Origin of the sequence: Flavobacterium sp. MAHUQ-57 (assembly GCF_051908335.1) — a bacterium.
Lineage (GTDB): Bacteria > Bacteroidota > Bacteroidia > Flavobacteriales > Flavobacteriaceae > Flavobacterium.
Genome location: NZ_JBPZTE010000006.1, coordinates 1,109,119 through 1,132,684, shown reverse-complemented (window position 1 = coordinate 1,132,684; position 23,566 = coordinate 1,109,119). Strand labels below are relative to the sequence as shown.

The 23,566-nt window shown below is 35.7% G+C and carries 21 protein-coding genes; 6 read left to right on the top strand and 15 right to left on the bottom strand.

Annotation, left to right across the window (positions count from 1 at the left end; genetic code table 11):
- Positions 1–145 precede the first annotated feature (145 nt).
- The 5 genes from ACS8MM_RS05690 to ACS8MM_RS05670 form a co-directional block, all read right to left on the bottom strand.
- Positions 146–1,681 carry a YifB family Mg chelatase-like AAA ATPase gene (locus ACS8MM_RS05690; protein ID WP_379713965.1) on the bottom strand — a complete coding sequence of 512 codons (1,536 nt, stop codon included), beginning with the start codon at positions 1,679–1,681 and terminating at the stop codon, positions 146–148.
- An 84-nt stretch (positions 1,682–1,765) separates the two neighbouring features.
- A complete protein-coding gene (locus tag ACS8MM_RS05685) occupies positions 1,766–3,841 on the bottom strand; it encodes a protein-disulfide reductase DsbD family protein (protein ID WP_379713963.1) in 2,076 nt (691 codons plus the stop codon).
- On the bottom strand, positions 3,841–5,145 hold the full coding sequence (tilS, locus tag ACS8MM_RS05680; RefSeq protein WP_379713961.1) for a tRNA lysidine(34) synthetase TilS: 1,305 nt from the start codon (positions 5,143–5,145) through the stop codon (positions 3,841–3,843). The genes ACS8MM_RS05685 and tilS overlap by 1 nt, the downstream gene beginning before the upstream one ends.
- A 6-nt stretch (positions 5,146–5,151) precedes the next feature.
- Positions 5,152–5,568, bottom strand: a complete 417-nt coding sequence (locus ACS8MM_RS05675; protein WP_379713959.1) for a hypothetical protein — start codon at positions 5,566–5,568, stop codon at positions 5,152–5,154.
- A 30-nt stretch (positions 5,569–5,598) separates the two neighbouring features.
- Positions 5,599–6,885: an anthranilate synthase component I family protein gene (locus ACS8MM_RS05670; protein WP_379713957.1), complete on the bottom strand. Its 1,287-nt coding sequence runs from the start codon at positions 6,883–6,885 to the stop codon at positions 5,599–5,601.
- Between the two features lie 139 nt (positions 6,886–7,024).
- Between ACS8MM_RS05670 and ACS8MM_RS05665 the strand changes: the two genes are divergently transcribed.
- Complete coding sequence (locus tag ACS8MM_RS05665; RefSeq protein WP_379713955.1) at positions 7,025–8,749, top strand: tetratricopeptide repeat protein; 1,725 nt, start codon at positions 7,025–7,027, stop codon at positions 8,747–8,749.
- 137 nt (positions 8,750–8,886) lie between these two features.
- Positions 8,887–9,795, top strand: a complete 909-nt coding sequence (locus tag ACS8MM_RS05660) for a DUF4349 domain-containing protein (protein ID WP_379713953.1) — start codon at positions 8,887–8,889, stop codon at positions 9,793–9,795.
- A gap of 35 nt (positions 9,796–9,830) precedes the next feature.
- Here ACS8MM_RS05660 and ACS8MM_RS05655 read toward each other — a convergent pair whose 3' ends face one another.
- From ACS8MM_RS05655 to ACS8MM_RS05640, 4 genes are all read right to left on the bottom strand, one after another.
- Complete coding sequence (locus ACS8MM_RS05655) at positions 9,831–11,219, bottom strand: hypothetical protein (RefSeq protein WP_379713951.1); 1,389 nt, start codon at positions 11,217–11,219, stop codon at positions 9,831–9,833.
- A 283-nt stretch (positions 11,220–11,502) separates the two neighbouring features.
- Positions 11,503–12,906 (bottom strand): dihydrolipoyl dehydrogenase, encoded by a 1,404-nt coding sequence (lpdA, locus tag ACS8MM_RS05650; protein WP_379713949.1) that lies wholly within the window; start codon positions 12,904–12,906, stop codon positions 11,503–11,505.
- Positions 12,907–13,001: 95 nt separating this feature from the next.
- A complete protein-coding gene (locus ACS8MM_RS05645; protein WP_379713947.1) occupies positions 13,002–13,430 on the bottom strand; it encodes an META domain-containing protein in 429 nt (142 codons plus the stop codon).
- A gap of 3 nt (positions 13,431–13,433) precedes the next feature.
- Positions 13,434–13,886 (bottom strand): Lrp/AsnC family transcriptional regulator, encoded by a 453-nt coding sequence (locus ACS8MM_RS05640; RefSeq protein WP_379713945.1) that lies wholly within the window; start codon positions 13,884–13,886, stop codon positions 13,434–13,436.
- Positions 13,887–14,263: 377 nt separating this feature from the next.
- Between ACS8MM_RS05640 and ACS8MM_RS05635 the strand changes: the two genes are divergently transcribed.
- Complete coding sequence (locus ACS8MM_RS05635; RefSeq protein ID WP_379713943.1) at positions 14,264–15,934, top strand: RluA family pseudouridine synthase; 1,671 nt, start codon at positions 14,264–14,266, stop codon at positions 15,932–15,934.
- Between the two features lie 40 nt (positions 15,935–15,974).
- On the opposite strand, the gene ACS8MM_RS05630 is transcribed toward ACS8MM_RS05635, so the two are convergent.
- Positions 15,975–17,672 (bottom strand): amino acid permease, encoded by a 1,698-nt coding sequence (locus ACS8MM_RS05630; RefSeq protein ID WP_379713941.1) that lies wholly within the window; start codon positions 17,670–17,672, stop codon positions 15,975–15,977.
- Between the two features lie 132 nt (positions 17,673–17,804).
- Positions 17,805–20,021 carry a catalase/peroxidase HPI gene (gene katG, locus ACS8MM_RS05625; protein ID WP_379713939.1) on the bottom strand — a complete coding sequence of 739 codons (2,217 nt, stop codon included), beginning with the start codon at positions 20,019–20,021 and terminating at the stop codon, positions 17,805–17,807.
- Positions 20,022–20,380: 359 nt separating this feature from the next.
- Between katG and ACS8MM_RS05620 the strand changes: the two genes are divergently transcribed.
- The 3 genes from ACS8MM_RS05620 to ACS8MM_RS05610 all read left to right on the top strand — a co-directional run bounded on the left by ACS8MM_RS05620 (position 20,381) and on the right by ACS8MM_RS05610 (position 21,675).
- Positions 20,381–21,016: a peroxiredoxin gene (locus ACS8MM_RS05620; protein WP_379713937.1), complete on the top strand. Its 636-nt coding sequence runs from the start codon at positions 20,381–20,383 to the stop codon at positions 21,014–21,016.
- A gap of 90 nt (positions 21,017–21,106) precedes the next feature.
- Positions 21,107–21,415 carry a thioredoxin family protein gene (locus ACS8MM_RS05615; RefSeq protein ID WP_379713935.1) on the top strand — a complete coding sequence of 103 codons (309 nt, stop codon included), beginning with the start codon at positions 21,107–21,109 and terminating at the stop codon, positions 21,413–21,415.
- Between the two features lie 2 nt (positions 21,416–21,417).
- Positions 21,418–21,675, top strand: a complete 258-nt coding sequence (locus ACS8MM_RS05610; protein ID WP_379713933.1) for a DUF6952 family protein — start codon at positions 21,418–21,420, stop codon at positions 21,673–21,675.
- A gap of 27 nt (positions 21,676–21,702) precedes the next feature.
- Here ACS8MM_RS05610 and ACS8MM_RS05605 read toward each other — a convergent pair whose 3' ends face one another.
- The 4 genes from ACS8MM_RS05605 to ACS8MM_RS05590 all read right to left on the bottom strand — a co-directional run bounded on the left by ACS8MM_RS05605 (position 21,703) and on the right by ACS8MM_RS05590 (position 23,517).
- Positions 21,703–22,083, bottom strand: a complete 381-nt coding sequence (locus ACS8MM_RS05605) for a DoxX family membrane protein (RefSeq protein ID WP_379713931.1) — start codon at positions 22,081–22,083, stop codon at positions 21,703–21,705.
- A gap of 78 nt (positions 22,084–22,161) precedes the next feature.
- Positions 22,162–22,584 carry an arsenate reductase ArsC gene (locus ACS8MM_RS05600; RefSeq protein WP_379713929.1) on the bottom strand — a complete coding sequence of 141 codons (423 nt, stop codon included), beginning with the start codon at positions 22,582–22,584 and terminating at the stop codon, positions 22,162–22,164.
- A gap of 126 nt (positions 22,585–22,710) precedes the next feature.
- Positions 22,711–23,175: a DUF6428 family protein gene (locus tag ACS8MM_RS05595; RefSeq protein ID WP_379713927.1), complete on the bottom strand. Its 465-nt coding sequence runs from the start codon at positions 23,173–23,175 to the stop codon at positions 22,711–22,713.
- An 18-nt stretch (positions 23,176–23,193) separates the two neighbouring features.
- Positions 23,194–23,517 (bottom strand): ArsR/SmtB family transcription factor, encoded by a 324-nt coding sequence (locus ACS8MM_RS05590; RefSeq protein WP_379713925.1) that lies wholly within the window; start codon positions 23,515–23,517, stop codon positions 23,194–23,196.
- Positions 23,518–23,566 lie beyond the last annotated feature (49 nt).

The window sequence follows — 23,566 nt, the reverse complement described above, 5'->3', positions numbered from 1 at the left end:
TCAACGAACAAGCAAAAAGGTTCAATCGTAAACAGACGCAATTTCGCGATACCTGGATAGCATCAAATTAAGACAGGCTTCGTTTCTTTCGTCTGCGGCTCAGGTCATAACTCATAACTCATAACTCATAACTCATAACTCATAATCACCCCAACCAGCCTTCTCTATCTAAGCTTCTGTACTGAATCGCTTCCGCTAAGTGGTGGGACGTAACGTTTTCCGAAGCTTCTAAATCGGCAATAGTTCGGGATACTTTCAAAATGCGATCATAAGCCCTTGCAGAAAGATTCAAACGTTCCATTGCGGTTTTTAAAAGTTGTAATGCTACTTCATCCAGTTCGCAATATTCCCTAATTTGCTTTGTAGTCATTTGGGCGTTGTAGTGCACATGATCGTAATTGGTAAATCGTTGGGATTGGATTTCTCGGGCTTTGGTAACACGCTCTCTAATTTTGACACTACTTTCTCCATTTCTTTTTTCGGACAGTTGGTCGAATGGAACCGGAGTTACTTCAATATGAATGTCAATCCGGTCTAACAATGGTCCGGAAATTTTTCCTAAATAGCGTTGCATTTCGGAAGGGGAAGAGGTTACAGGTGCATTGGGATCATTAAAATAACCTCCCGGACTAGGATTCATACTGGCAACCAACATAAAAGAGGAGGGATAAGTTATTGTGAATTTGGCCCTTGAAATGGTAACTTCTCGGTCTTCTAAAGGTTGGCGCATTACTTCCAAAACTTCCCGTTTAAACTCGGGCAATTCATCTAGGAATAATACCCCATTATGCGCTAAAGAAATTTCACCCGGTTGCGGATAACTCCCTCCACCCACTAACGAAACGCTCGATGCAGAATGGTGTGGACTACGAAACGGTCTTTGATTCATTAATCCGGTATCTTTTACTTTGCCTGCAACACTATGTATTTTAGTGGTTTCCAAAGCTTCTTTTAATGTCATTGGAGGTAAAATGCTAGGTAAACGTTTGGCTAACATGGTTTTTCCTGCTCCGGGCGGACCAATTAATATGATATTGTGACCACCGGCTGCTGCAATTTCCATACAGCGTTTAATCGATTCTTGTCCACGAACTTCCGCAAAATCAAATTCAGGATAATCCAATGTTTTGTAAAATTCCTCCCGAGTATTAATGGTTGTGGGTTCCAATGACCCTTTTCCTTCAAAAAAATCAATCACTTCAGTAACATTCTCGATACCATACACATCCAATCCAGTAACAATAGCCGCTTCTTTTACATTTTGTTTGGGTAAGAAAAATCCTTTGAATCCTTCTTCTTTGGCTTTAATGGCAATAGATAATGCGCCTCTAATAGGTTGAAGATTGCCATCGAGTGATAATTCTCCCATAATGACATATTTATCGATTTCCTCCGATTTGATTTGCCCCGAAGCAGCAAGAATACCTATGGCGATACTTAGATCGTATGCAGAACCCTCCTTCCGTAAATCGGCAGGCGCCATATTGATGGTAATTTTTTTTCCGGGAAAATGGTAGTTGTTGTTTTTTAAAGCGGCAGCAATGCGATAGCTGCTTTCTTTTATGGCATTATCGGGTAAACCTACTAGATGGTAACCGATACCTTTATCGATGTTTACTTCAATGGTAATGGTGGTGGCATCAACACCGAAAACGGCGCTTCCAAATACTTTTACTAACATGGCGTATATTTTTTTAAATGGCTTATAATAACACAAATATAGAAAAGTTATGGTAATAAAAAATCCCGGTTTCCCGGGATTGATTTATTTTTTATAATTTTTGATACCACTTTCCAACCATGCTTTGTACTCCTCGGAATTGGGCATGTATGCCACAGGAGTGTTCAAAATTTCATTGGTTTTCGGGTTGAAAAGCACATAGAAAGGTTGTGAATTTGATTGGAAAAACTTGGTTTGAAAATGAGCCCATTTGTGGCCATAATTTTCCAGAACTCTCGTTCCTCCGTCAATTCTGCTCACTTCAATTTGTTCTTCTTGCGGCAATGTTTTTTTGTCGTCCACATATAATGAAATCAACACAACGTCATTTCTTAATAATCGATCTACTTCAGGAACTGACCAAACATGTTCTTCCATCTTACGGCAATTCACACAGGCGTAACCTGAAAAATCTATCAGTACCGGTTTGTTTTGCTGTTTTGCATAATCCAGTCCGGATTTTAGGTCTTTAAAACAATTTAAATTGTTCGGACATTCATTAGGATATAAAATGCTGTATCCTACAGGTGGGGCCAATCCACTCAGTAAATTCAAAGAACTGAAAGTTTTGGTTTCTTCGTTGACTCTAAATCCTGATGCCAAATACACTACAAATACACTCGTGATTATAGCTAGTGCAGTTCTGAAAATAGATAATTTTTGTAGTGGTGAATCATGTGGAAATTTGATTTTTCCAAATAGGTACAATGCTAAACCTGCAAAAATGACGATCCAAAGGATTAAAAAAGGTTCGATCTTTAAAATTCCCCAGTGTTTCACTAAATCGGCATTCGATAAAAATTTGAAGGCGAGAGCCAATTCTAAAAATCCTAAAACGACTTTGGTTGTGTTCAACCATCCGCCGGATTTCGGTAATGAATTCAACATATTAGGAAACATAGCGAATAATGCAAATGGTAAGCCTAATGCAAATCCGAATCCAGCCATACCAGCGGTTAATTGCCATGCACCTCCATCAGCTGTCAATGAACCTGCTAATAATGAACCTAAAATTGGTCCGGTACATGAAAACGAAACGATCGCTAATGTCAATGCCATGAAGAAGATACCTAAAATTCCTCCGATATTTTCACCTTGTGTGGTTTTATTGGTCCAACTCGCCGGTAAGGTTAGTTCATAAAAACCGAAGAAAGAAAAGGCGAAAAAGATAAATATGACGAAGAAAATGATGTTCAGCCATACATTGGTTGAAATTTCATTTAAGATATCGGGATTCAAACTGTCTAATAAGTGAAATGGAATACTTAAGATTAAATATACTCCTAAAATGAAAGCACCATATAAAATCGCTTTTCCTACACCACCAGATGCTTTTTTTCCTCCGCTTTTAGTGAAAAAACTCACAGTTAATGGAATCATTGGAAACACACAAGGAGTTAGCAATGCCAATAAACCACCAATAAAACCCAATCCGAATATGCTCCACAACGATTTTTGAATCTTTGGATTTGATGATGCATCTGAAGTAGATTCAGCTTTTAGTTGTTTGATTTCGGATAGTGTGAGACCGTACAATTTAGCATCAGTATCTTCTTGTTGAGAAGAAGAAGCTGTTGTATCGCTAGGTTTGTTTTCCTCTGTAATCAAAGGTACTGCGATAACTTTACTCGAGGTGTCTTTTGCAGTTTCAGTTGTTTCAGTCGCTGCAGTTGTTACCGGTAACTTAATGTCAAACGTTTTATCTTGTTGAATGCAGGCTTCTTTACAAACTTGGTATTCTACATACACTTTTGCAGAAGTTGCATTCGGGTTGGTCAATTTTATAGTTTGTCTGAATTGCGCTTTGTTTTCAAACAAATATTCGTCTACTTCAAAAATATCGCTGTACACTTTTTTATAAGGACTTTCTTTGGTTTTACCTACTAAAGTATAGTTTCCTTTGGCGTTTTTGAATTGAATTACCGTTGGTAACGAAGCACCTTCCGGTGTGAATTGCGAAAACATATGCCATTCGTTTTCTATGGTAGCATCCAAAACCAACACAAATTCAGTATCTGATTTTTTTTCTACTGATGTTTTCCAAGTTACAGGATCTAAAATTTGTGATTGGGCACCTAAAAAGGTAAGAAATAGTACAATTGAGGTTAAGATTTTTTTCATTATTGTAATTCTATTTTAATAATATGTTGTGTGTTGTTAGTAACGGTAAAACGTTGGTCAGCTCGATGATTTACAATCCAAACAATTTGATTATCAGAGCAAAGAAGCCATGTGTTTTCTTTATCAAGCAATGAAAATTTTTCATCTTTAAAGTATTTACTGACTTTTTTCTTTCCTGACATTCCCGCGGGGTAAAAATAATCACCATCTTGCCATTTTCGTAAAGTTAACGGAAACTTTAACGAAAGTTTATCAACAAAAATAGTGTTTGTACCTGCATTTGAAATGTGATTTTGGTCACTGAAATGCATTTTAATTGGGTAAACAATTCCTGAAGAATCTTCATCAATCAAAAAAATTGAATCGTTGTTTTTTTTGATTTCAGACAAGATTAAGGTTGTTCTGTCTTTTAGTAAAAAGTAATTTTCAGAAAATATTTGCTTGCCGGATTGCGCTTTGGTCAAATCGTAAATGTCATTCCAGGCTGTAAATCCGAATGGTTGTAGCCATTGGTACAAATACGCTTTGTAATTGTCGAGTTCCAGAAGTTTTTCGAGGTCTATTTTTTTTTCATTTCCTTCTTCAGAAACGATTTTAGCATACATTAGTTCAGTTGCATCGAAGGCTAATGATTGTGTTTGTTGTAAATTTTCAATGGTGTTTTGAAAAGAAGCTAGAAACGACGGATTCAATTCTTTCAGTATGGGAATAACAGCATGTCGAATTTTATTTCGTACATATTTATCTGATGCATTGCTGGAATCCTCACGCCATTGAATATTATTTTCTTTGGCATACTTTTCAATTTTTTCTCTTGAGAAATGTAGCAAAGGGCGAATGATTTTATCATTTTGCTGCGGGATACCGGTGAGACCATCCAAACCGGTACCTCGAGTAAAATTGATTAAAAAGGTTTCAATAGAATCATCGGCATGATGCGCTGTCAAAAGATAGTCAAAACCTTTAGTATTGAGTAATTCATCAAACCATTCGTAGCGAAGTTTTCGTGCTGCCAATTGGATTGAAAGCTTGTTGATTTCGGCATAGTGCGCTGTGTCAAAATGGGTTCCGAAAAAGGAGATGTTCTTTATTTTGCAGTACTCTGCTACAAAAGAAAAGTCCTGATCGCTTTCTTCCGCTCTTAATTGAAAATTGCAATGGGCAACTCCAATTTTAAAATCGAGTTGGAGAAACAAATCAATCAAAACCATGCTGTCAATGCCTCCGCTAACCGCTAAAAGCAATTTTTTACCGGATAGATGCGGTAGGTTTTTTTGAATATGATTTTGTAAGTTTTGAAGCATCACTATTTAGTTAACAGGTGTAAACTTTAATAAAAAAAAGCGAAATGAAATACTCGTAATACAACCCCATACTATTCCTGCAATAATTGCTGAAATATGAAATTTGTTTGTGACACAAAAACAAAATACACTGATTAGTGTAATGGCAATCATCGTTAAATGACGTGTCTTTTTATTGTTTTTAAAATTAAAAATAAAATTACTTCGTATAATATGTAACGAATTTAAAACAAACAAGATAATTCTGGTTAGAAGAGCCGAAATAAGTCCAAAAAATAGAGCAGAAGTAATGCTTAAAGTGAATAAGAAAACGAACATTGTAATACCCAGATAAGGGTCTTTTGCTTCACGGGCCCAACCTGCAAAACTGGCTAGTGGTGTAAAGAATAGTGCTAAACATAAAAACGTTGTTTTTTTCTTCATGTTATACATGTCTTTTTATCTTCTAATGTATTAGCTTAAAACTTCCAGCATCGCTTTGGCTTTTAATAAGCATTCTTCGTATTCTTTTTCAGGATCAGAAAGCGCCGTGATTGCACTTCCTACAGAATATGAAACATAATTCGCTTTACGATTGTATAGAATACTTCGTATAACAACATTGAAATCGAAATCACCGGTAGGAGTGAAGTAACCTACTGCACCACTATACAAACCTCGCTTGGTTTCTTCCAATTCTTCTATAATTTGCATAGCCGAAATTTTAGGAGCTCCGGTCATGCTTCCCATAGGAAATGTGGTTTTGATAATTTCTATTGGTGATGTTGCATGATCTACTTCTGAAACTACAGTGGAAATCATCTGATGGACTTGCTTGAAAATATAAATACCACACAATTCTTCAACTTGAACTGATCCTTTTGTGGCGGTATGAGACAAGTCATTACGAACTAAATCAACAATCATGATGTTTTCGGAACGCTCCTTCGGGTTTTGCTCTAATTCTTTTTTTGACAGTTCGTCCAAAGTCATGTCTTCAAAACGTTTGGAAGTTCCTTTAATAGGTTGCGTGATGACTTTTGAACCTTCTTTTCTTAAATAACGTTCAGGAGAGGCACAGAGTAAATAATTCGTGTCGTTTTTGAAAAAAGTGGCAAAAGGAGGTTCTGAAATCGTATTCAATTTCTGATAGCAATCCAACGGGTCAATTTCGGCAGCTTCTGCATAAAATTCCATGCAGAAATTAGCTTCATAAATATCACCTCGATGGATATGGGTTAACATTTTGGATACTTTCTCAATATACTGTTCTTTTGAAATTCGCTGTTTGATGTTTACAGCATTGTAATTTTCAACGTTCTGTTTTTGACAATGGAGTATTTCCGCGAAATCTTCTTCCAATTCATCATCACACATATTCAGATAGCAAATTTCAACTTGATTTCCCCTTAACAGAAATAATTTTTTAGGTTGAAAAAAGAACAAATCAGGAAAATTCAAACCGTCAAAATTAGCCGATTTGAGTTTTTCGGTATCGTTTTTTAGATCATACGATAGATACCCAAAAATCCAATCTTTACTTTGTTGCTGGTATTGCTTAAGATCTTCAAATGCATTGTGATAATCGGTTTGAATGGAAGTAAACGCATCTACCGCTAAAATAGCATCGTAACTGGAATAGTGTTGAGGGTAATCGTTACTTTCCAAAAAGACAATTTCACGGAATTGCTGCGACCAAGCCAGTAGTTGGTTCTTAAATTCCAGTTGGTTTGAAATAGTCTTTATGATGGATGTTCTCAAGTGATTTATTTAAATGTAAAATTACTATTTAACCCTGAAGTAAACAAGGAAAATGCATTTTGCTACTATATCCGATTGGTATTTGAAAATAAAATGAATTAAATCGTTGATTTTGAGTAATTTTAATAGAAAAAGTACCATGAAAAAAGTTTTGTTTTTGGTGATGGTTTCTCTTTTTTTCTACAGTTGCAGAAAAGAGAATGCTACAGTTAAGGAAGTAGCTAAAATTGGAATGAATAGCTATGGTTGTCCACCACCCGTTAGTGATGTCGATTGGTATTCTTCGGATAAAAAAGCGCCTATTTTTGAAGGTTTGGATGTGATTAATTATACTATTTCGACAAAAAAATCAGAAGCGCAAAAATATTTCAATCAGGGATTGGCATTGGCATATGGATTCAATCATGCCGAAGCGGCACGTTCTTTTTATTATGCTACAAAGCTTGATCCTGAATGTGCCATGTGTTTTTGGGGATTAGCTTATGTTTTGGGACCAAATTATAACGCTGGTATGGAACCGGACAATTATGAAAGAGCTTATAAAGCAATTCAGAAGGCGGTACAATTATCTCGAAATGCTACAGAAAAGGAAAAAGCACTTATTAATGCACTCTCAAAAAGATATGTTAGAAAACCGATTGACAACAGGAATCATCTTGATATCGCTTACTCCAAAGATATGAAAGCGGTGAATGATAAATACAGTGACGACATTGAGATCAATGCATTATATGCTGAATCGATTTTGGATTTGCATCCTTGGGATTTGTATGAGAAGAATGGTTCTCCAAAAGAATGGACTCCCGAGATAGTTGCTCTATTGGAACAGATTTTAAAGAAAGACCCGAAACACATTGGTGCCAATCATTTTTACATACATGCCGTTGAAGCTTCTAAAAATCCAGAAAGAGGGAATGCATCGGCAGCGTTGTTTGATAAAGGTTTGGTTCCGGGATCGGGGCATTTAACACACATGCCTTCACATATTTACATCCGTACTGGTGAGTATCATAAAGGAACAATGTCTAATGTAAATGCTGTGAAAATCGACAGTCTTTATACTACTATTTGTCATGCGCAAGGTGCCTATCCATTGGCTTACTATCCACATAATTATCATTTTATGGCTGCTACTGCAACTTTGGAAGGTAACTCAAAATGGGCCATCATCGGAGCAAATAAAACCTCGGAAATGGTTCATCCTTCAACAATGGTAATTCCCGGATTGGGCACTTTGCAACATTATTATGTGATACCTTATTTTGTTGCAGTGAAATTTGGAAGATGGGATGATATAATGAAGATGAAATTAATCAATGATACTATTAAATATCCAAAAGCGATTTCACATTATGCCAGAGGAATGGCTTTTTTAGGAAAAAAGGATAGTAAGAATGCTAAAGTAGAACTGGCAAAACTTGAGGCTTTTACGAAAGATGATTATTTGAAAAAAATGACCATTTGGGAAATAAATTCCATGCATGATGTTGTTACTATTGCCTATAAAGTATTGAAGGCTGAAATTTATGCAACGGAAAAAAAATACTTTCAAAGTATTGGTCTCTTGAATGAAGCTATTGCTATCGAAGACGGTCTGAATTATAATGAGCCTCCAGATTGGTTTTTTTCGGTGCGTCATCATCTAGGAGCCATTCAGATGGATGGAGAGTTTTATAAAGAGGCGGTTATTACCTATCAGGAGGATTTGAAAAAATTACCCAAAAACGGATGGTCGCAACACGGACTTCAATTGGCTTACGAAAAATTGAAAGATAAAGCCAAAGCATCTGAAATGGAAGATCAAATTGCTGAAAGCTGGAAATATGCGGATGTAAAACTTACGGGTTCGAGAATCAAAAGTTAAATAAAAACTAAAATAGAAGAATCGCCTTTTTTTGGCATGTTTTTTCGTGCAGTGAAGTTTAGTTTAACACTAAATTTCATAAGAATATTGATTAAAAAACTACACGCTTAATTTTAACCTTTTAATCAATTATTTGTATGAAAAAAGTACACTACACTGGTTTGGCGCTACTGATGGTTGCCATGATTGTTTATTCTTGTAAACAAAGAGACTATTCTGAGGAAGTTGCTGCGGAGGAAGTTGCGGCAGCATCGGCAGATACTACTCAAGTGATTTCCTCTTCTGCAGCCAAAGAACCTAAAAATTCAGACCGAAAATTCGTCCGTACTGCGGATATTAAATTCAAAGTAGATAATGTTGCTAAATCAACTTACGCTATTGAAGATGCTACCACAAAATTTGGTGGTTTTGTTACTTACACCAACCTTCAGAGTGTTGTTTCTGAAAAAGAAGAAACTAAAGTGAGCCAGGACAGTAGTTTAATAACAACGAAATATGCCGTAACGAATGATATTACAATACGTGTTCCTAATACCAAGCTGGACACAGTAATTAAAACCATTGCAAGAGAAATCGATTTTCTGGATTACAGAGTAATTAAAGCAGATGATGTTTCATTGAAAATGTTGGCAAACGAATTGGCACAAAAGAGAAGTTCTGCTTCGGAAAAGAGAATTGAAAATGCGATTGATGGCAAAGGAAAGAAATTGGACAACGTGTTGAATGCGGAGGAGCAATTGGATGCAAAAAAAGAACAAAATGATAATGTTAAAATTGAAAATCTCTCGTTGAAAGATCAAGTGAATTTCAGTACGCTTACTTTAGCGATTTATCAGAATGATTCTGTGAAACAGGAGATGATTGCCAATGAGAAGAGTATAAATGCCTATCGTCCTAATATTGGTTTACAAATTTGGGATAGTTTAAAAACAGGTTGGTTTATGCTTGAAGCGATTATTGCTTTCGTTGTACAATTATGGGGGATTGCTTTGTTAGGATTTGGTGCTTATTTCCTAATTAAGCGCATTAGTAAAAAGCAATCTTAACAAAAAGCCGCTCATTGAGCGGCTTTTTGTTTTTATTAATTTACAGATTCAACCAATAGGCTGGTACCAATGCCTAAAATAGTGGTGTTTACATCACTAATATTGGAATGAATACTTACTTGTTGTGAAGCCGTTAAGTTGAATAATCTGCTTTTTGTTATTGTAATGGATTCTCCGTTTGAAACTGTTCCCGTAGCTCTTGTTCCCGCTATTTCTGATGAATTTACAGCTATGAAAAATTCAGGTATGGTTGTTCCTCCACTATTTCTTCGGAAAGTAACAGAATAGGTTATTCTATATGTTCCGGTTTTACTTACTTGAATGTTATTTGCATTTAATGTCGTGCTTTGGTTTAATCCGTTAGTGCCAAAAGTAATTACCCCTGATGTTAATGTTGAATTGGATGTTTTGTAAATTTCACCGTAGGAATTCAAAAGAGTTGGAACTTTCCAAGACGCTTTTCCATTGACATCCGAAGTTAAAACATAACCATTGGCTTGTGTGCCATCGACTATCTTTACAGATCCTGCAACATGTAATCTTTCATCTGGTGTGTTTGTACCAATTCCGACTTTGTTACTTGTATTACTGGAATTACCCAATACGATAGCATTGGCTTGCGATGTGTTTGCTTGGTAACCGATGGCTGTTGCATTTTGCCCCGAAGACGCTGCTTCAAATCCCAAAGCTAATGCTTGTTCGCCAGAAGCATTGGAAGCATTTCCTAATCCAATGGCATTATTGTTTGATGCAGTCGCGGAGTAACCTATTGCTGATGATCTGTAACCCGATGAGTTGGATAAATGACCTAATGCCAATGCACTATTGTTTGAAGCGACAGAGGAACGGCCTAATGCTGCTGATTGATAGCCACTTGCATTGGCAGAAGTGCCTAAAGCAAGAGCTTCATTGTTGTTTGAAGCTTGTGCAGAAGTTCCTATGGCTACTGAATTATTATTATTGGCTACCGAATTGAATCCAATGTTGATGCCACCGTTTGGATGGAATTTTGCAAAGTCAGAGTTATTTACCTTAACGTTAAAAGGGAAAAAATTGTTTGTTCCTATATAATCAGCAGCAGTTGCTGTATTGCCACTTAAATTCCAAGTCAATCCCGGACTTACTGAAGGTGTTCCTGAAGTGGTTAATGCTTTCCAAGAACCATCCCAATAATAAAATCCTGGGGTGATATCAGCTATAGTGCTTGTGTTGTAAATTAAAAGGCTTGTTGCAGGACTTGGTATTGTAGTAACATCTGTTGAGGAGGTTAAACTGATACGAGGGATTAATAAACCTGAGTTTGTACTTTTTAGTTCAAGTAGGGAAGAAGCACTTGGAGTTGTGGTTCCGATTCCAACCTGTGAAAAACTGGTTATGTACGAAAAAAGGCAAGTAATAATGGTAAGAAGAGTAATTTTTTTCATGCTTTTTTTAATTGGAGACGTGCAAATTTATTAAATGTCAGCCGATTAAAATACTTGATTACATGGGGGTTGCGGTGGTTTGTGTTTTTGATTGATTGGTTAATTGTAGCAGTTTTAAGGACTGTTCTGAGATTATGTTTTTTTTTAGGTTGTAATAATGAGGATACCGTAATAAGAAATGTTTTTTTATGGAAAGTTGTTAATTTCCCTTTTCAATTGATTTAACAGAAATATAACAAAAAACCCGCAAAAAGCGGGTTTTTTAAAAATATAGTGTTTTTTCTTACACGTGTAATGCTCTGTTGCCTGTAGCGGCTAAAGCTGCTTCTTTGATTGCTTCAGCAAAAGTCGGATGTGCATGTGACATTCTTGAAATATCTTCGGCAGATGCTCTGAATTCCATTGCAGTTACTGCTTCTGCTATTAAATCGGCAGCACGGGCACCAATCATATGAATACCTAGTACTTCATCTGTAGTTGCATCGGCAAGAATTTTTACGAATCCGTCTGTATCTGCACTGGCACGAGCACGTCCTAATGCTTTGAAAGGAAAACTTCCAGCTTTGTAGGCAATACCAGCTTCTTTTAATTGTTCTTCCGTTTTACCAACAGCAGCAACTTCTGGCCAAGTATAAACAACACCGGGGATTAGGTTGTAATCAATATGTGGTTTTTGACCTGCTAAATATTCGGCAACCATAACACCTTCTTCTTCTGCTTTGTGAGCTAACATGGCACCACGTACCACATCTCCAATAGCATAAATATTAGAAGCAGTTGTTTGTAAATGATCGTTTACTTCCACTTGACCTCGTTCTGTGATTTTCACTCCCGCTTTATCGGCATTTAATCCGTCAGTATATGGGCGGCGACCAACAGAAACCAAAGCATAATCACCTTCCAAAGTGATGATTTCACCTTTTGCATTTTCCGCTTTAACGGTCACTGTATTTCCTGCTCTTTCGACAGATTGTACTTTATGTGAAGTATAGAATTTCATTCCTTGTTTCTTCAGTACTTTGGTCAATTCTTTGGATAAAGCACCATCCATTCCAGGAATAATTCTATCCATGAATTCAACTACAGAAACCTGAGCTCCTAAGCGTAAATAAACCTGACCTAATTCCAATCCAATTACTCCACCACCAATAATAACTAGATGTTTAGGAACTTCTGCTAATTTTAAGGCTTCGGTAGAAGTGATTACTCTTTCTTTGTCAATAGTGATAAATGGTAGAGACGAAGGTTTAGAACCCGTAGCGATAATAGTGTTTTTAGCTTCGATTTTTTCAACTGAACCATCATTTTTAGTTACAATGATAGTCGTTGCATTTTCGAATGAACCAACACCTTCAAAAACAGTGATGTTGTTTTTGTCCATTAGAAATTTCACACCACCTGAAGTTTGATCAACAACTGCTTGTTTGCGAGCAATCATTTTTTCAAGGTTTACCTTTACTTCTCCCGAAACTTCAATCCCGTGATCTGCAAAATGCTGTAATTCTTCAAAGTGATGAGAAGAAGCTAATAAAGCCTTTGATGGGATACAGCCTACATTAAGACAAGTACCACCAAGAGTTGAATATTTTTCAATAATGGCTGTTTTCATTCCTAGTTGTGCACAACGTATTGCTGATACGTATCCACCAGGACCTGAACCTATTATAACTACGTCAAATGAACTCATAGTATATATTTTATGTTGTTTTTAAATTCGAATGGCAAAATTAGCAATTTATAAACTATTAAAAGTAGTAAATAGGCAATAAATTGTTATAAAAATTAATCCCAATCTTGTGCGATGAATTTTAAGGTTTTTCCCTTTTCTGTTGCTAAAGTTAATTGATGGCCTTCCACTTTGTAAATGGTCGATTTTTCTAACATCTGCAAATATTTAATCTCTAAATCGGCTGTTTTATTACAAAACATTTTGGTAGAAATAAAACCTTCAAAGTTGATGGTTTCGTCGTCTACGATATCAAAGTTTGCCTTGATGCGATTGCATCCACCATAAATAGCAGCCTCTTCTCCTGTTAAATCCAAACTTACAGAATTGGCAATCAAAAACGATTTTGTATATCCTTTGAGTTCGACCAACATCCAGGTTCTCTTTAATCTGTTCTTTGCTTCTTTTTCAGCATCTATGGCCGATTTTTTGGAATCACAATGTGTTAAAAGAAATAACGATATAATGAATAGGTATTTTTTCATGGTTTAGATATCAAATACAGTTGTGTTTTTTACTTCACCAATCATAAACGAGGAATGTGTACTTCCAATGTGCTTAATGGATGTTAATTTAGTAACCATAAATTCTCGATATTCTTCCATGTCTTTTACACAGATCTTGAGAATGTAATCGTAATCGCCACTCACGTGAAAACATTCTAAGACTTCATCAAGTTTTAAAATTGCATTTTCAAATTCGGCAATAAAGTCTTTTGCATGTTGTACTAACTTAATATGACAAAAAACCACATGGCTTTTATTGACTTTGTTGCGGTCTACTAAAGCAACGTATTTCTTGATGGTTCCGTCTTTTTCTAATTTTTTAATACGTTCGTAAACAGCAGTTACCGATAAATTTAATTTCATCGATAATTCTTTTGTTGTACTTTTGCTGTCTGTTTGAAGCAATTTCAGTAGCTTTTTATCTATAGCGTCCATATACTTTAAGGAGTTTAGATTGGTTAAGAATTCGGATTTAATAAATATTAAAAGAATTAAAATCTAAACTAATGCAAAATTATAGATTTATTTTCTAAAACTAAGTAAAAATACTCCAAAATATTTAAAATTATTCTGTTTTAATTCTTTTTGATCATTTGTATTTCTGTTGTGATGACTATTCTCCCTTTTATAATCTTTACTTTAATTCGGTGATTTTATGGAATAGTTGAATGTATTTTGTACATATTCTTTTGTATCATAGCAAATGACGAGCCAATGTTGGAGTTTGCAGACTTTTTTTTGTTTAATTTCTGTGGAATCTTGTTTCATTAGGTGTCGAGTTTTATTTTGACTGTTTACTTTATCTTTGTCAAATGTTAAAAAACCTTTTTCAACCCTTTCAAACGGATATATCAGGTATTGCTTTGCCTGAAAAATTCACCTTTCCATTTTATTATGAACCACATGAGTTGAGTGTAATTGCTTCTCGTGAATTGCAACATTATTTAACAACACAAACAGATTGGGAACATAACTTCGGATTAATTGAAGATCAGGATGGTTTGGTTATTGGTAAAATGTTTGGCGTATTGGTCTGTCAGAATAGCAATGGAGAATTAGGTTATTTATGGGCTTTTTCAGGGAAATTGGCGGAAGTGAATCATTTGGATTATTTTGTACCAACGGTTTTTGACATGCTTGATCCTGATGGTTTTTTCAAAAAGGAAGAAGGAATCATCAATGTGATCAATGCAAAAATTGAAAAACTGGAAAACGAATCGGATTATTTGAATACTATAAAAAAGTTGGAAAATACCAAAGAGGAAGCTGAACGTGATATTCAACGTCATAAAAATCATGTCAAAGCGCAGAAAATAATCAGAAACCGGCAGCGGATAGAAGCTGAACAACAACTTTCTTCAGAAGAATATGAAAAATTACTTCAAGAGTTGAAGGATCAAAGTCAGCAAGAAGGTATTTTGTTGAAAAAAATGTCGGCGTATTGGAATTATAAAATTAACGATGCACAAAAAGAGTTTCAGATTTTTGATGATGTAATCAATCAGTTGAAGGAAGAGCGTAAAACTAAATCGGCGGCATTACAACAAAAATTATTTGCGGAGTATTCTTTTTTAAATCAATCACGAAAGCGCAAAAGTTTAGGGGATATATTTGACAATAATCCACCGGCTGGAGCTGGTGAGTGTGCTGCACCAAAGTTATTGCATTATGCTTTCGAGTACAATTTGAAGCCCATTTGTATGGCTGAGTTTTGGTGGGGACAATCGCCAAAATCTGAAGTTCGCAAACACGGTCAATTTTATCCGGCTTGTAAGAGCAAATGCGAGCCTATTTTATTAGGACATATGTTGGATGGAATTATAATGGACGAGAACCCTTTTTTAAACAATCCAGCAGAAGGTAAAGAGTTGGAAATTGTATATGAGGACAACGTTATTGTAGTGGTGAATAAGCCTTCCGAGTTTTTGTCCGTACCTGGAAAAGAAATCTCCGATTCGGTATACCAACGTATGAAAACTAAGTTTCCAGATGCCACAGGTCCATTGATTGTTCATCGTTTGGATATGTCTACTTCGGGTATTATGTTAATTGCCAAATCGCAAGAGATTTATGTAGAGTTGCAAAGTCAGTTTATCAAACGAACAGTAAAGAAGTGCTACGAAGCGTTATTGGACGGAGTTTTGGTAAATAAAAGTGGCATGATTGAATTGCCGCTTCGTGTAGATTTGGAGGATCGACCACGACAATTGGTTTGTTATGAATATGGAAAACCGGCACAAACAGAATGGGAAACAATTTCTGTAGACAATGGTAAAACCCGAGTGCATTTTTATCCAATAACCGGAAGGACTCACCAATTAAGAGTGCATGCCTCTCATCCTTTAGGATTAAATACATCTATTGTAGGAGATGATTTATACGGAACAAAAGCGAATCGCTTACACCTTCATGCTAAAGCAATTACTTTTAAGCATCCGGTTAGTGGTGAGGTAATGACAATTGAAGTTAAAGCTGAATTTTAAGTATAAAAAAACCCGATAATTTCATCGGGTTTTTATTTTTTTAATCTTCTAAAGTTGCTTGTATTTTATTTTTGTTAAGCTTACTGTTTTTAAATCCGTAAGCGAAGTAAATCACTAAACCGATTACTAACCAAATTCCAAACCATTTCCAGTTTGATACGGCCATTCCTGTTAATAAATAGCAACAAGAAATCAGTCCTAACAAAGGGATTAATGATAAGTTCTTAAGAAATGCCGTCACAGCCATTGCGATTGTTAAAATAAAGAAGGCAAGCATAGGTAAGTTGGCTGCTAATTTTCCTTCAGAAAAATCAAAAGTATCACCAAAAAATGTCGGAACATAATAGTTCACTAAAACCGAAGCGATTACTACAATTGCAGGAAAAATGAACTTAGAATTCACATAAGGGATTCTGAATTTTCCTTTGGTAGCACGTTCAGCTAGTTCAGCTTCGCTTTGCGCAGAGAGCATCAAGACTCCACCACAAACTAATACGAATGCGAATAAAGTTCCAATACTTGTAAAGTCAAGAACGAAATTTTCATCGGTAAAGAAAATAGGTAATCCTACAACAAAACCAGTCACAATTGTTGCAAATCCTGGAGTTTTGTGTTTTGGATGTATTTCGGCAAATTTTTTCGGCATTAATCCGTCACGACTCATAGTCATCCAAATACGAGGTTGTCCCATTTGGAAAACTAACATTACACTGGTCATGGCTACAACAGCAGCAATAGAAACAATGAATAACATCCATTTAATTCCTTTGATGGCAAAAATTTCAGCCAAAGGATCGCTAACTCCTAATAAGTCATATTTAACCATTCCTGTTAAAACCAAGGCTAAAATAATGTATACCACAGTACAGATTATCAATGAATAAATCATTCCTTTTGGTAAGTCGCGTTGCGGATTTTTACTTTCTTCTGCTAAAGTTGAAACAGCATCAAAACCAATATAAGCGAAGAATACAGCAGAAACTCCAGCCATAACACCACCAAAACCATTTGGCATAAAAGGAGTCCAGTTATCAATATCAATATGGAAAGCACCTACTATGATTACTAATAAGATGATGGCTAATTTAATGTAAACCATTGCGTTGCTTAGGTTTTTGGATTCTTTGGTGCCTTTGTAAATTAAATAGGTAATCAATATGTTGATTAATACAGCCGGCATGTCAAAAATGATTCGTAATCCGCCAATTGACGGTGCGTTTTGCCAAGCTGTTAATCCTTCGCCAACTTTATTATCTATAAATGCCGCATGTGCCGATTTATAATTTATGGTAAGCCATTCTGGTAAATGTATACCAAAAGTCTCAAGCAAATTGGTAAAATATCCACTCCATGAAAAGGCAATGTAAATGTTACCAATTGAATATTCCATTAATAATGCCCAACCGATAATCCATGCGAACAATTCCCCAAATGACACATAGGCATAAGTATAAGCACTTCCTGAAACCGGAACTCTTGAAGCAAATTCTGCATAGCACATTGCTGTAAAACCACAAGCAATGGCACACATTACATATAATAAGATTACTCCGGGACCACCTGAAAAACAAGCGTTACCAATTGCAGAAAAGGTTCCGCCACCAATGATAGCTGCAATTCCGAAGAAAGTTAAATCTTTTACATTCAGTACTTTATTTAATCCCGAATGCTCTCCGTCACCGCCTTGTTGTAATATTGTAGTTAGAGGTTTTTTTCTAAATAAATTAAAAAATGACATATAATTTGTTTGGTTTGTTTGTTAAAAGCCAACAAATATATAAAACCAATTGGTAATTAGGGATGATGTTGATAAATTAAAGCACAAAAGGTGACCCGAAGATCACCTTTTGTTATAGTTTTCTGATTTTGATTATGCCAAGTCAAATCGGTCTAAATTCATGACCTTAGTCCAAGCCGCTACAAAGTCATTTACGAATTTTTGTTGTGCATCTTCGCAAGCGTATACTTCTGCAATTGCACGTAGTTCTGAATTTGAACCAAAAATTAAATCCACTCTGGTTCCCATCCATTTTATGGAACCGGTTTTGCGATCTGTTCCAACAAATGCGTCTTCAGTATCTGAAACCGACTTCCATTTGGTGTCTAAATCCAATAAATTGACAAAGAAATCATTAGTCAATGTTTCGGGACGTTTGGTAAAGACGCCGTTTTGAGAATGATCAAAGTTGGTGTTTAAGACGCGTAAACCACCTAAAAGAACTGTCATTTCTGGTGCTGTCAATGTTAATAATTGGGCTTTGTCAATTAACATTTCTTCGTCTGAAACGGTAAATTTTGTTTTCGTGTAATTTCGAAAACCATCCGCTAAAGGCTCTAAAAAAGTAAAAGAATCTATATCTGTTTGTTCTTGAGACGCATCTACTCTTCCCGGTGTAAAAGGAACTGTGATGTTTTGACCCGCATTTTTTGCAGCTTGCTCAATTCCTACGCAACCGCCTAAAACGATTAAATCGGCTATGGAAACATTTTTGGGAAACTCTTTTTGAATTTTTTCTAGTGTTTCCAATACTTTTGCTAATTGCACGGGATTGTTGACTTTCCACTCTTTTTGTGGAGAAAGTCGAATACGACCACCATTGGCTCCACCTCGTTTATCAGAACCACGGAATGTTGAAGCTGACGCCCAGGCTGTTGTGACTAATTGAGAGACTGTTAGTCCTGAACCTGAAAGGGTTGCTTTTAAGGAAGCGATGTCTTGTTCGTTGATAAGTGGTTGAGTTGACGCCGGAATCGGGTCTTGCCATAATAATTCTTCTGTTGGTACTTCAGGACCTAGATAACGAGCTTTTGGTCCCATGTCACGATGTGTTAATTTAAACCAAGCTTTGGCAAATGCATCGTTGAATTCTTCTGGGTTTTCTAAAAAACGTCTTGAGATTTTCTCATATATTGGATCAAAACGCAAGGATAAATCAGTTGTTAGCATGAAAGGTTGATGACTTTTAGAAGGGTCATGTGCATCTGGAACTAATCCTGCACCAGCTCCATTTTTAGGTCGCCATTGATGTGCACCCGCCGGACTTTTTGTTAGTTCCCATTCGTAGCCAAATAAGTTTTCGAAATAGTTGTTACTCCATTTAGTTGGAGTTACTGTCCAAGCGCCTTCTAAACCACTAGTAATAGTGTCTCCTGCATTTCCTGTTCCATAGGTGTTTCGCCAACCTAAGCTTTGTTCTTCAATTCCTGCGGCAGCCGGTTCTCTACCTACATATTGATCAGGATTAGCTGCACCATGAGTTTTTCCTAAGGTATGGCCTCCGGCAATCAAGGCAACGGTTTCTTCGTCGTTCATAGCCATTCGGGCAAATGTTTCTCTTATATCTTTTGCAGCTAGTATCGGATCAGGATTGCCGTTAGGGCCTTGTGGGTTTACATAAATCAATCCCATTTGAACGGCTGCTAATGGATTTTCTAAATCACGTTCTCCTGAGTAACGATTGTCTCCCAACCATTCTCGTTCTATTCCCCAATAAATGTCTTCTTCAGGTTCCCAAACATCTTCGCGTCCCCCAGCAAATCCAAAAGGTGTAAAGCCAGCTGATTCTAAAGCGCAATTTCCAGCCAAGATCATTAAATCGGCCCAAGATATTTTATTGCCATATTTCTTCTTTATAGGCCATAATAGTAATCTGGCTTTATCGAGATTGGCATTATCCGGCCAACTGTTTAATGGAGCAAAACGTTGTGTTCCTGATCCGGCACCGCCACGTCCGTCACCAGTTCTGTATGTACCTGCGCTATGCCACGCCATACGGATAAAAAATGGTCCATAATTTCCATAATCAGCAGGCCACCAATCCTGAGAGGTAGTCATCACTTCGTGAATGTCTTTTTTTAATGCGGCAAAATCAATCGAATTGAATGCTTCGGCATAATTGAATTTTTCTCCCATAGGATTGGAAAGGGAGGAATGTTGTCTAAGAATGTTCAATTTTAACTGGTTAGGCCACCAGTCTGTGTTTCTGGTTCCTGCACCGGCACTTTGTTTGGCTGAATTTCCTCCTGAAAAAGGACATTTTCCACCACCATTACCTGCATGTGCGTGTGAATTTGTGTTGTTTTCCATTGTATGTGTTTTTGTATTTGATTATTAATAACCTGATTGTAAAATTAAAGAATGATAATCTATGATATTCTTGGTTTTAATAGATAAAAATTATAGTTTTATTGGTCTTTTTAAATTGATTGTAATTAAAAGCAGGTATAATATACTGCAATCTTATTAGTATTTAAATTTAATGAATTTTGTTAATTCTTTAAGTATTTTATTGTATAATGAATTTAAATTTATGAAAAAATCAATAAAAAAACTGTGAATTGCTTTCTATAAGATAATTCTATCGGTATATAATATTTTTGTTTTAAAAGAGTGGAGAAATTACAAAATGCAATAGCTACATTTGCCAAAATTTAAAATTAAAAACTATGGCATTAGTAGGAAAACAATTCCCTAACATTACCGTTGATGCAATCTCTGAGATGGGAGATAACTTAAGAATCAACGTTTTAGAAGAAGCAACAAAAAACAACAAAAAAGTATTATTGTTCTGGTATCCAAAGGATTTTACTTTTGTGTGTCCTACAGAATTACACGCTTTTCAAGCTGCATTACCTGAGTTTGAGCAAAGAAACACAATTGTTATCGGAGCTTCTTGTGATACCAACGAAGTACACTTTGCTTGGTTGAACACTGCTAAAAACAATGGTGGTATCGAAGGTGTTACTTATCCTTTGTTAGCTGATACAACGCGCAATTTGTCTAAAGCTTTAGATATTTTAGATGCTCAAGAAGTATATGATGAAGAATCAAATGATATTTTAGTTGAAGGATCAAACGTTACCTTCCGTGCTACGTATTTAGTTGATGAAACTGGTAAAATTTTCCACGAAAGTGTTAATGATATGCCGTTAGGTAGAAATGTTGGTGAGTACTTGCGTTTAATCGATGCTTATACTCACGTACAAACTAAAGGTGAGGTGTGTCCTGCTAACTGGGAACAAGGTAAAGAAGCGATGAATGCTGACAGATTAAGTACTGCAGCTTACTTGGCTCAAAACTAAATCAATTATCAATAACTTAATTCCAAATTCCAATGTGTAAATTATGTTGTTTATGGTTGGGATTTGGAATTCTTTTTTAAAATCAGAAATATGTTACTGGAATTAAACGAAGATACATTACAAAACGTTGTTAATGACAATGAAAAAGTAGTGGTACAGTTTTCGGCTTCTTGGTGTGGGAATTGCCGAATCATGAAGCCTAAATTCAAAAAATTGGCAACAGAAAACGAAAATATAACTTTTGTAATTGTTGATGCTGAAAATTCGCCAGAATCAAGAAAGATGGCTAATGTTTCAAACTTACCAACCTTTGCAACTTTTGTTGGTGGGAAATTGGTGAATGAAACTCAAACGAACAAAGCGGAGGTTTTAACGGAACTAGTTACAGAAATCCTTTAATTATGAAGTTACCGGTAATTAAACATTTGACACAGTTTATTGAGGAAAATGATCAGGATTATATCGTTGAGACTATTGAAGTTCTTGAAGCTCTTACCGAAATTCCTTCTTTAAAAGATGAAGAATTGGATGTGATTGGTGAATTGATATCCAATATGTATGGTGCTTTGGAAGTGAATAAAATGGTGAAGACTGGAACAGATAAAAAAGAAGCGTTAAACGCTTTTATGCAAAGGGTTCTAGGTTCTATAGATAAATAAAAAAGCTCTCAATTGTGAGAGCTTTTTTTATGGAGAAACGATTCCTTCGTATCTATCCCAGTAACTGTAGATTAAGAATACATTGGCAAAAGCGACAAATAATCCCATTATCAAACCCATAGTGTCTGTACTCATCATTAAGTTGATCAAAAGGATGTTAACAGTAACTGGCAGAATTACTAAATTGGCTAGAGGTACAAACTTTCCAACTACAAAGGCGATTCCGCATAATAACTCAATTGCTTTAGCTAAAGGCATAATATAGTGTGAGGCTACAATTCCAGCTTTGAAGGCTTTTAGTTCTCCTACGGCTTCGGTTTCTGGTGCTAGTTTTAAGAAGAAAGCTAGTGATGCCCAAATCAATAAAGCACCTAACAATACTCTTACAATAATCGTTGCTACTTTCATAATTCTTTAATTTTAAGTTCTATATAAAGTTACCAAAAATTATCTTACAAAAATCATAAAACAGTATAAATAAGTGCGTTAGGTTGTTAGGTGTTTGCTTGTGAAATCCTGGCAAAAATTTTCGATTAATTTTCGTACTCTTCTGAATTCTGCCTTGGTTTCTTCTTCATTTCCAATGAATTTTGCTGGATCTGGGAAGTTGTGATGAAGTTTGATCGCATTTGAAGGGAAATAAGGGCAAACTTCTTTTGCATGATCACAAACGGTGATGATGAAGTCGAAATCAATTCCGGTATATTCGTCAATATGATTGGAAGTGTGTTCCGATATATTTATTCCTTCTTCTTGCATGGTTTCGATAGCTCTAGGGTTTACACCGTGTGTTTCTACTCCGGCGGAGTATATTTTTACCTTCTCATTATCGGTAAAATGGGATAAATAGCCATGCGCTATTTGACTACGGCAACTATTGCCTGTACAAAGTACTAGAATGTTAATCATACCAAAAGCCATAAAAGGTTAATAATTGTAAATCTAGGGTCAAAACCATAATAGAGATTCAATAGAGTTATTCCAAGAGTAATAATAATTGGTTTCTTGTATTTTGTAAAGAACTTTTCCATTTTATTAGCAACAGTTTGAGTTGGGTTGGCAGCAATTCGTAAGTTCTTGTAATTCTTTTTTGGCTTTTTCTGGGATAATTCCACATTGACTATTGGCAAGACAAGTTGTTTTAGTGGAAGTCAATACAAAAGTTGTTCCGTTGTGGGCTAAACCAAATTTACCAATAGTAGCTTCAGTCTGGTATTCTACAACAATTTCATAGTCAGATTCAACTGTGTTTTTTTCGATACCACTAATGATTTTTATTACTTTCTCGGAAGTCAATCTGTGCCAAACATCGTCTGTATGCCATAATTGAAAAGTAAAATAATTTTCTTCACGAAACGTATTACCACAATCGGTATACTTCTTATTGACAATGCCCATTTCTGTAATGTGAAAATGACTTGGGATTTGTTTGCCATCAGGTAATTGGATCTCGAAATTATCATTTTCGGATAAATGCTTTTTAAATTCGGATAGTCTCATAATGTAATTGTTTAGTAATTAGCAACATTTATTCTGTAATTGTTTTTTAATGATACTGAAATAATTTTCAAATTTCTCTAGTGTTTCGTTATTGAGACAATAGCAAATTGCAGTGCCTTCTATAGTGCCTTTAATGATTCCAGCATTTTTTAATTCTCTCAAATGTTGAGAAACTGTAGGTTGTGCCAATGGCAATTCGTTTACAATATCACCACATATACAGCTGTCCACTTTTAATAAATAGTCTATTATGGCAATTCTTGCTGGATGTGACATAGCCTTAAATAAAGTGGCTATTTCGTTCTGTTCTACTGTAAAAAAATCGGATTTGGATGCGCCCATTGTATGTTTGTATTTTAATATTGCAATATTACGATAAATCAATTTAAAC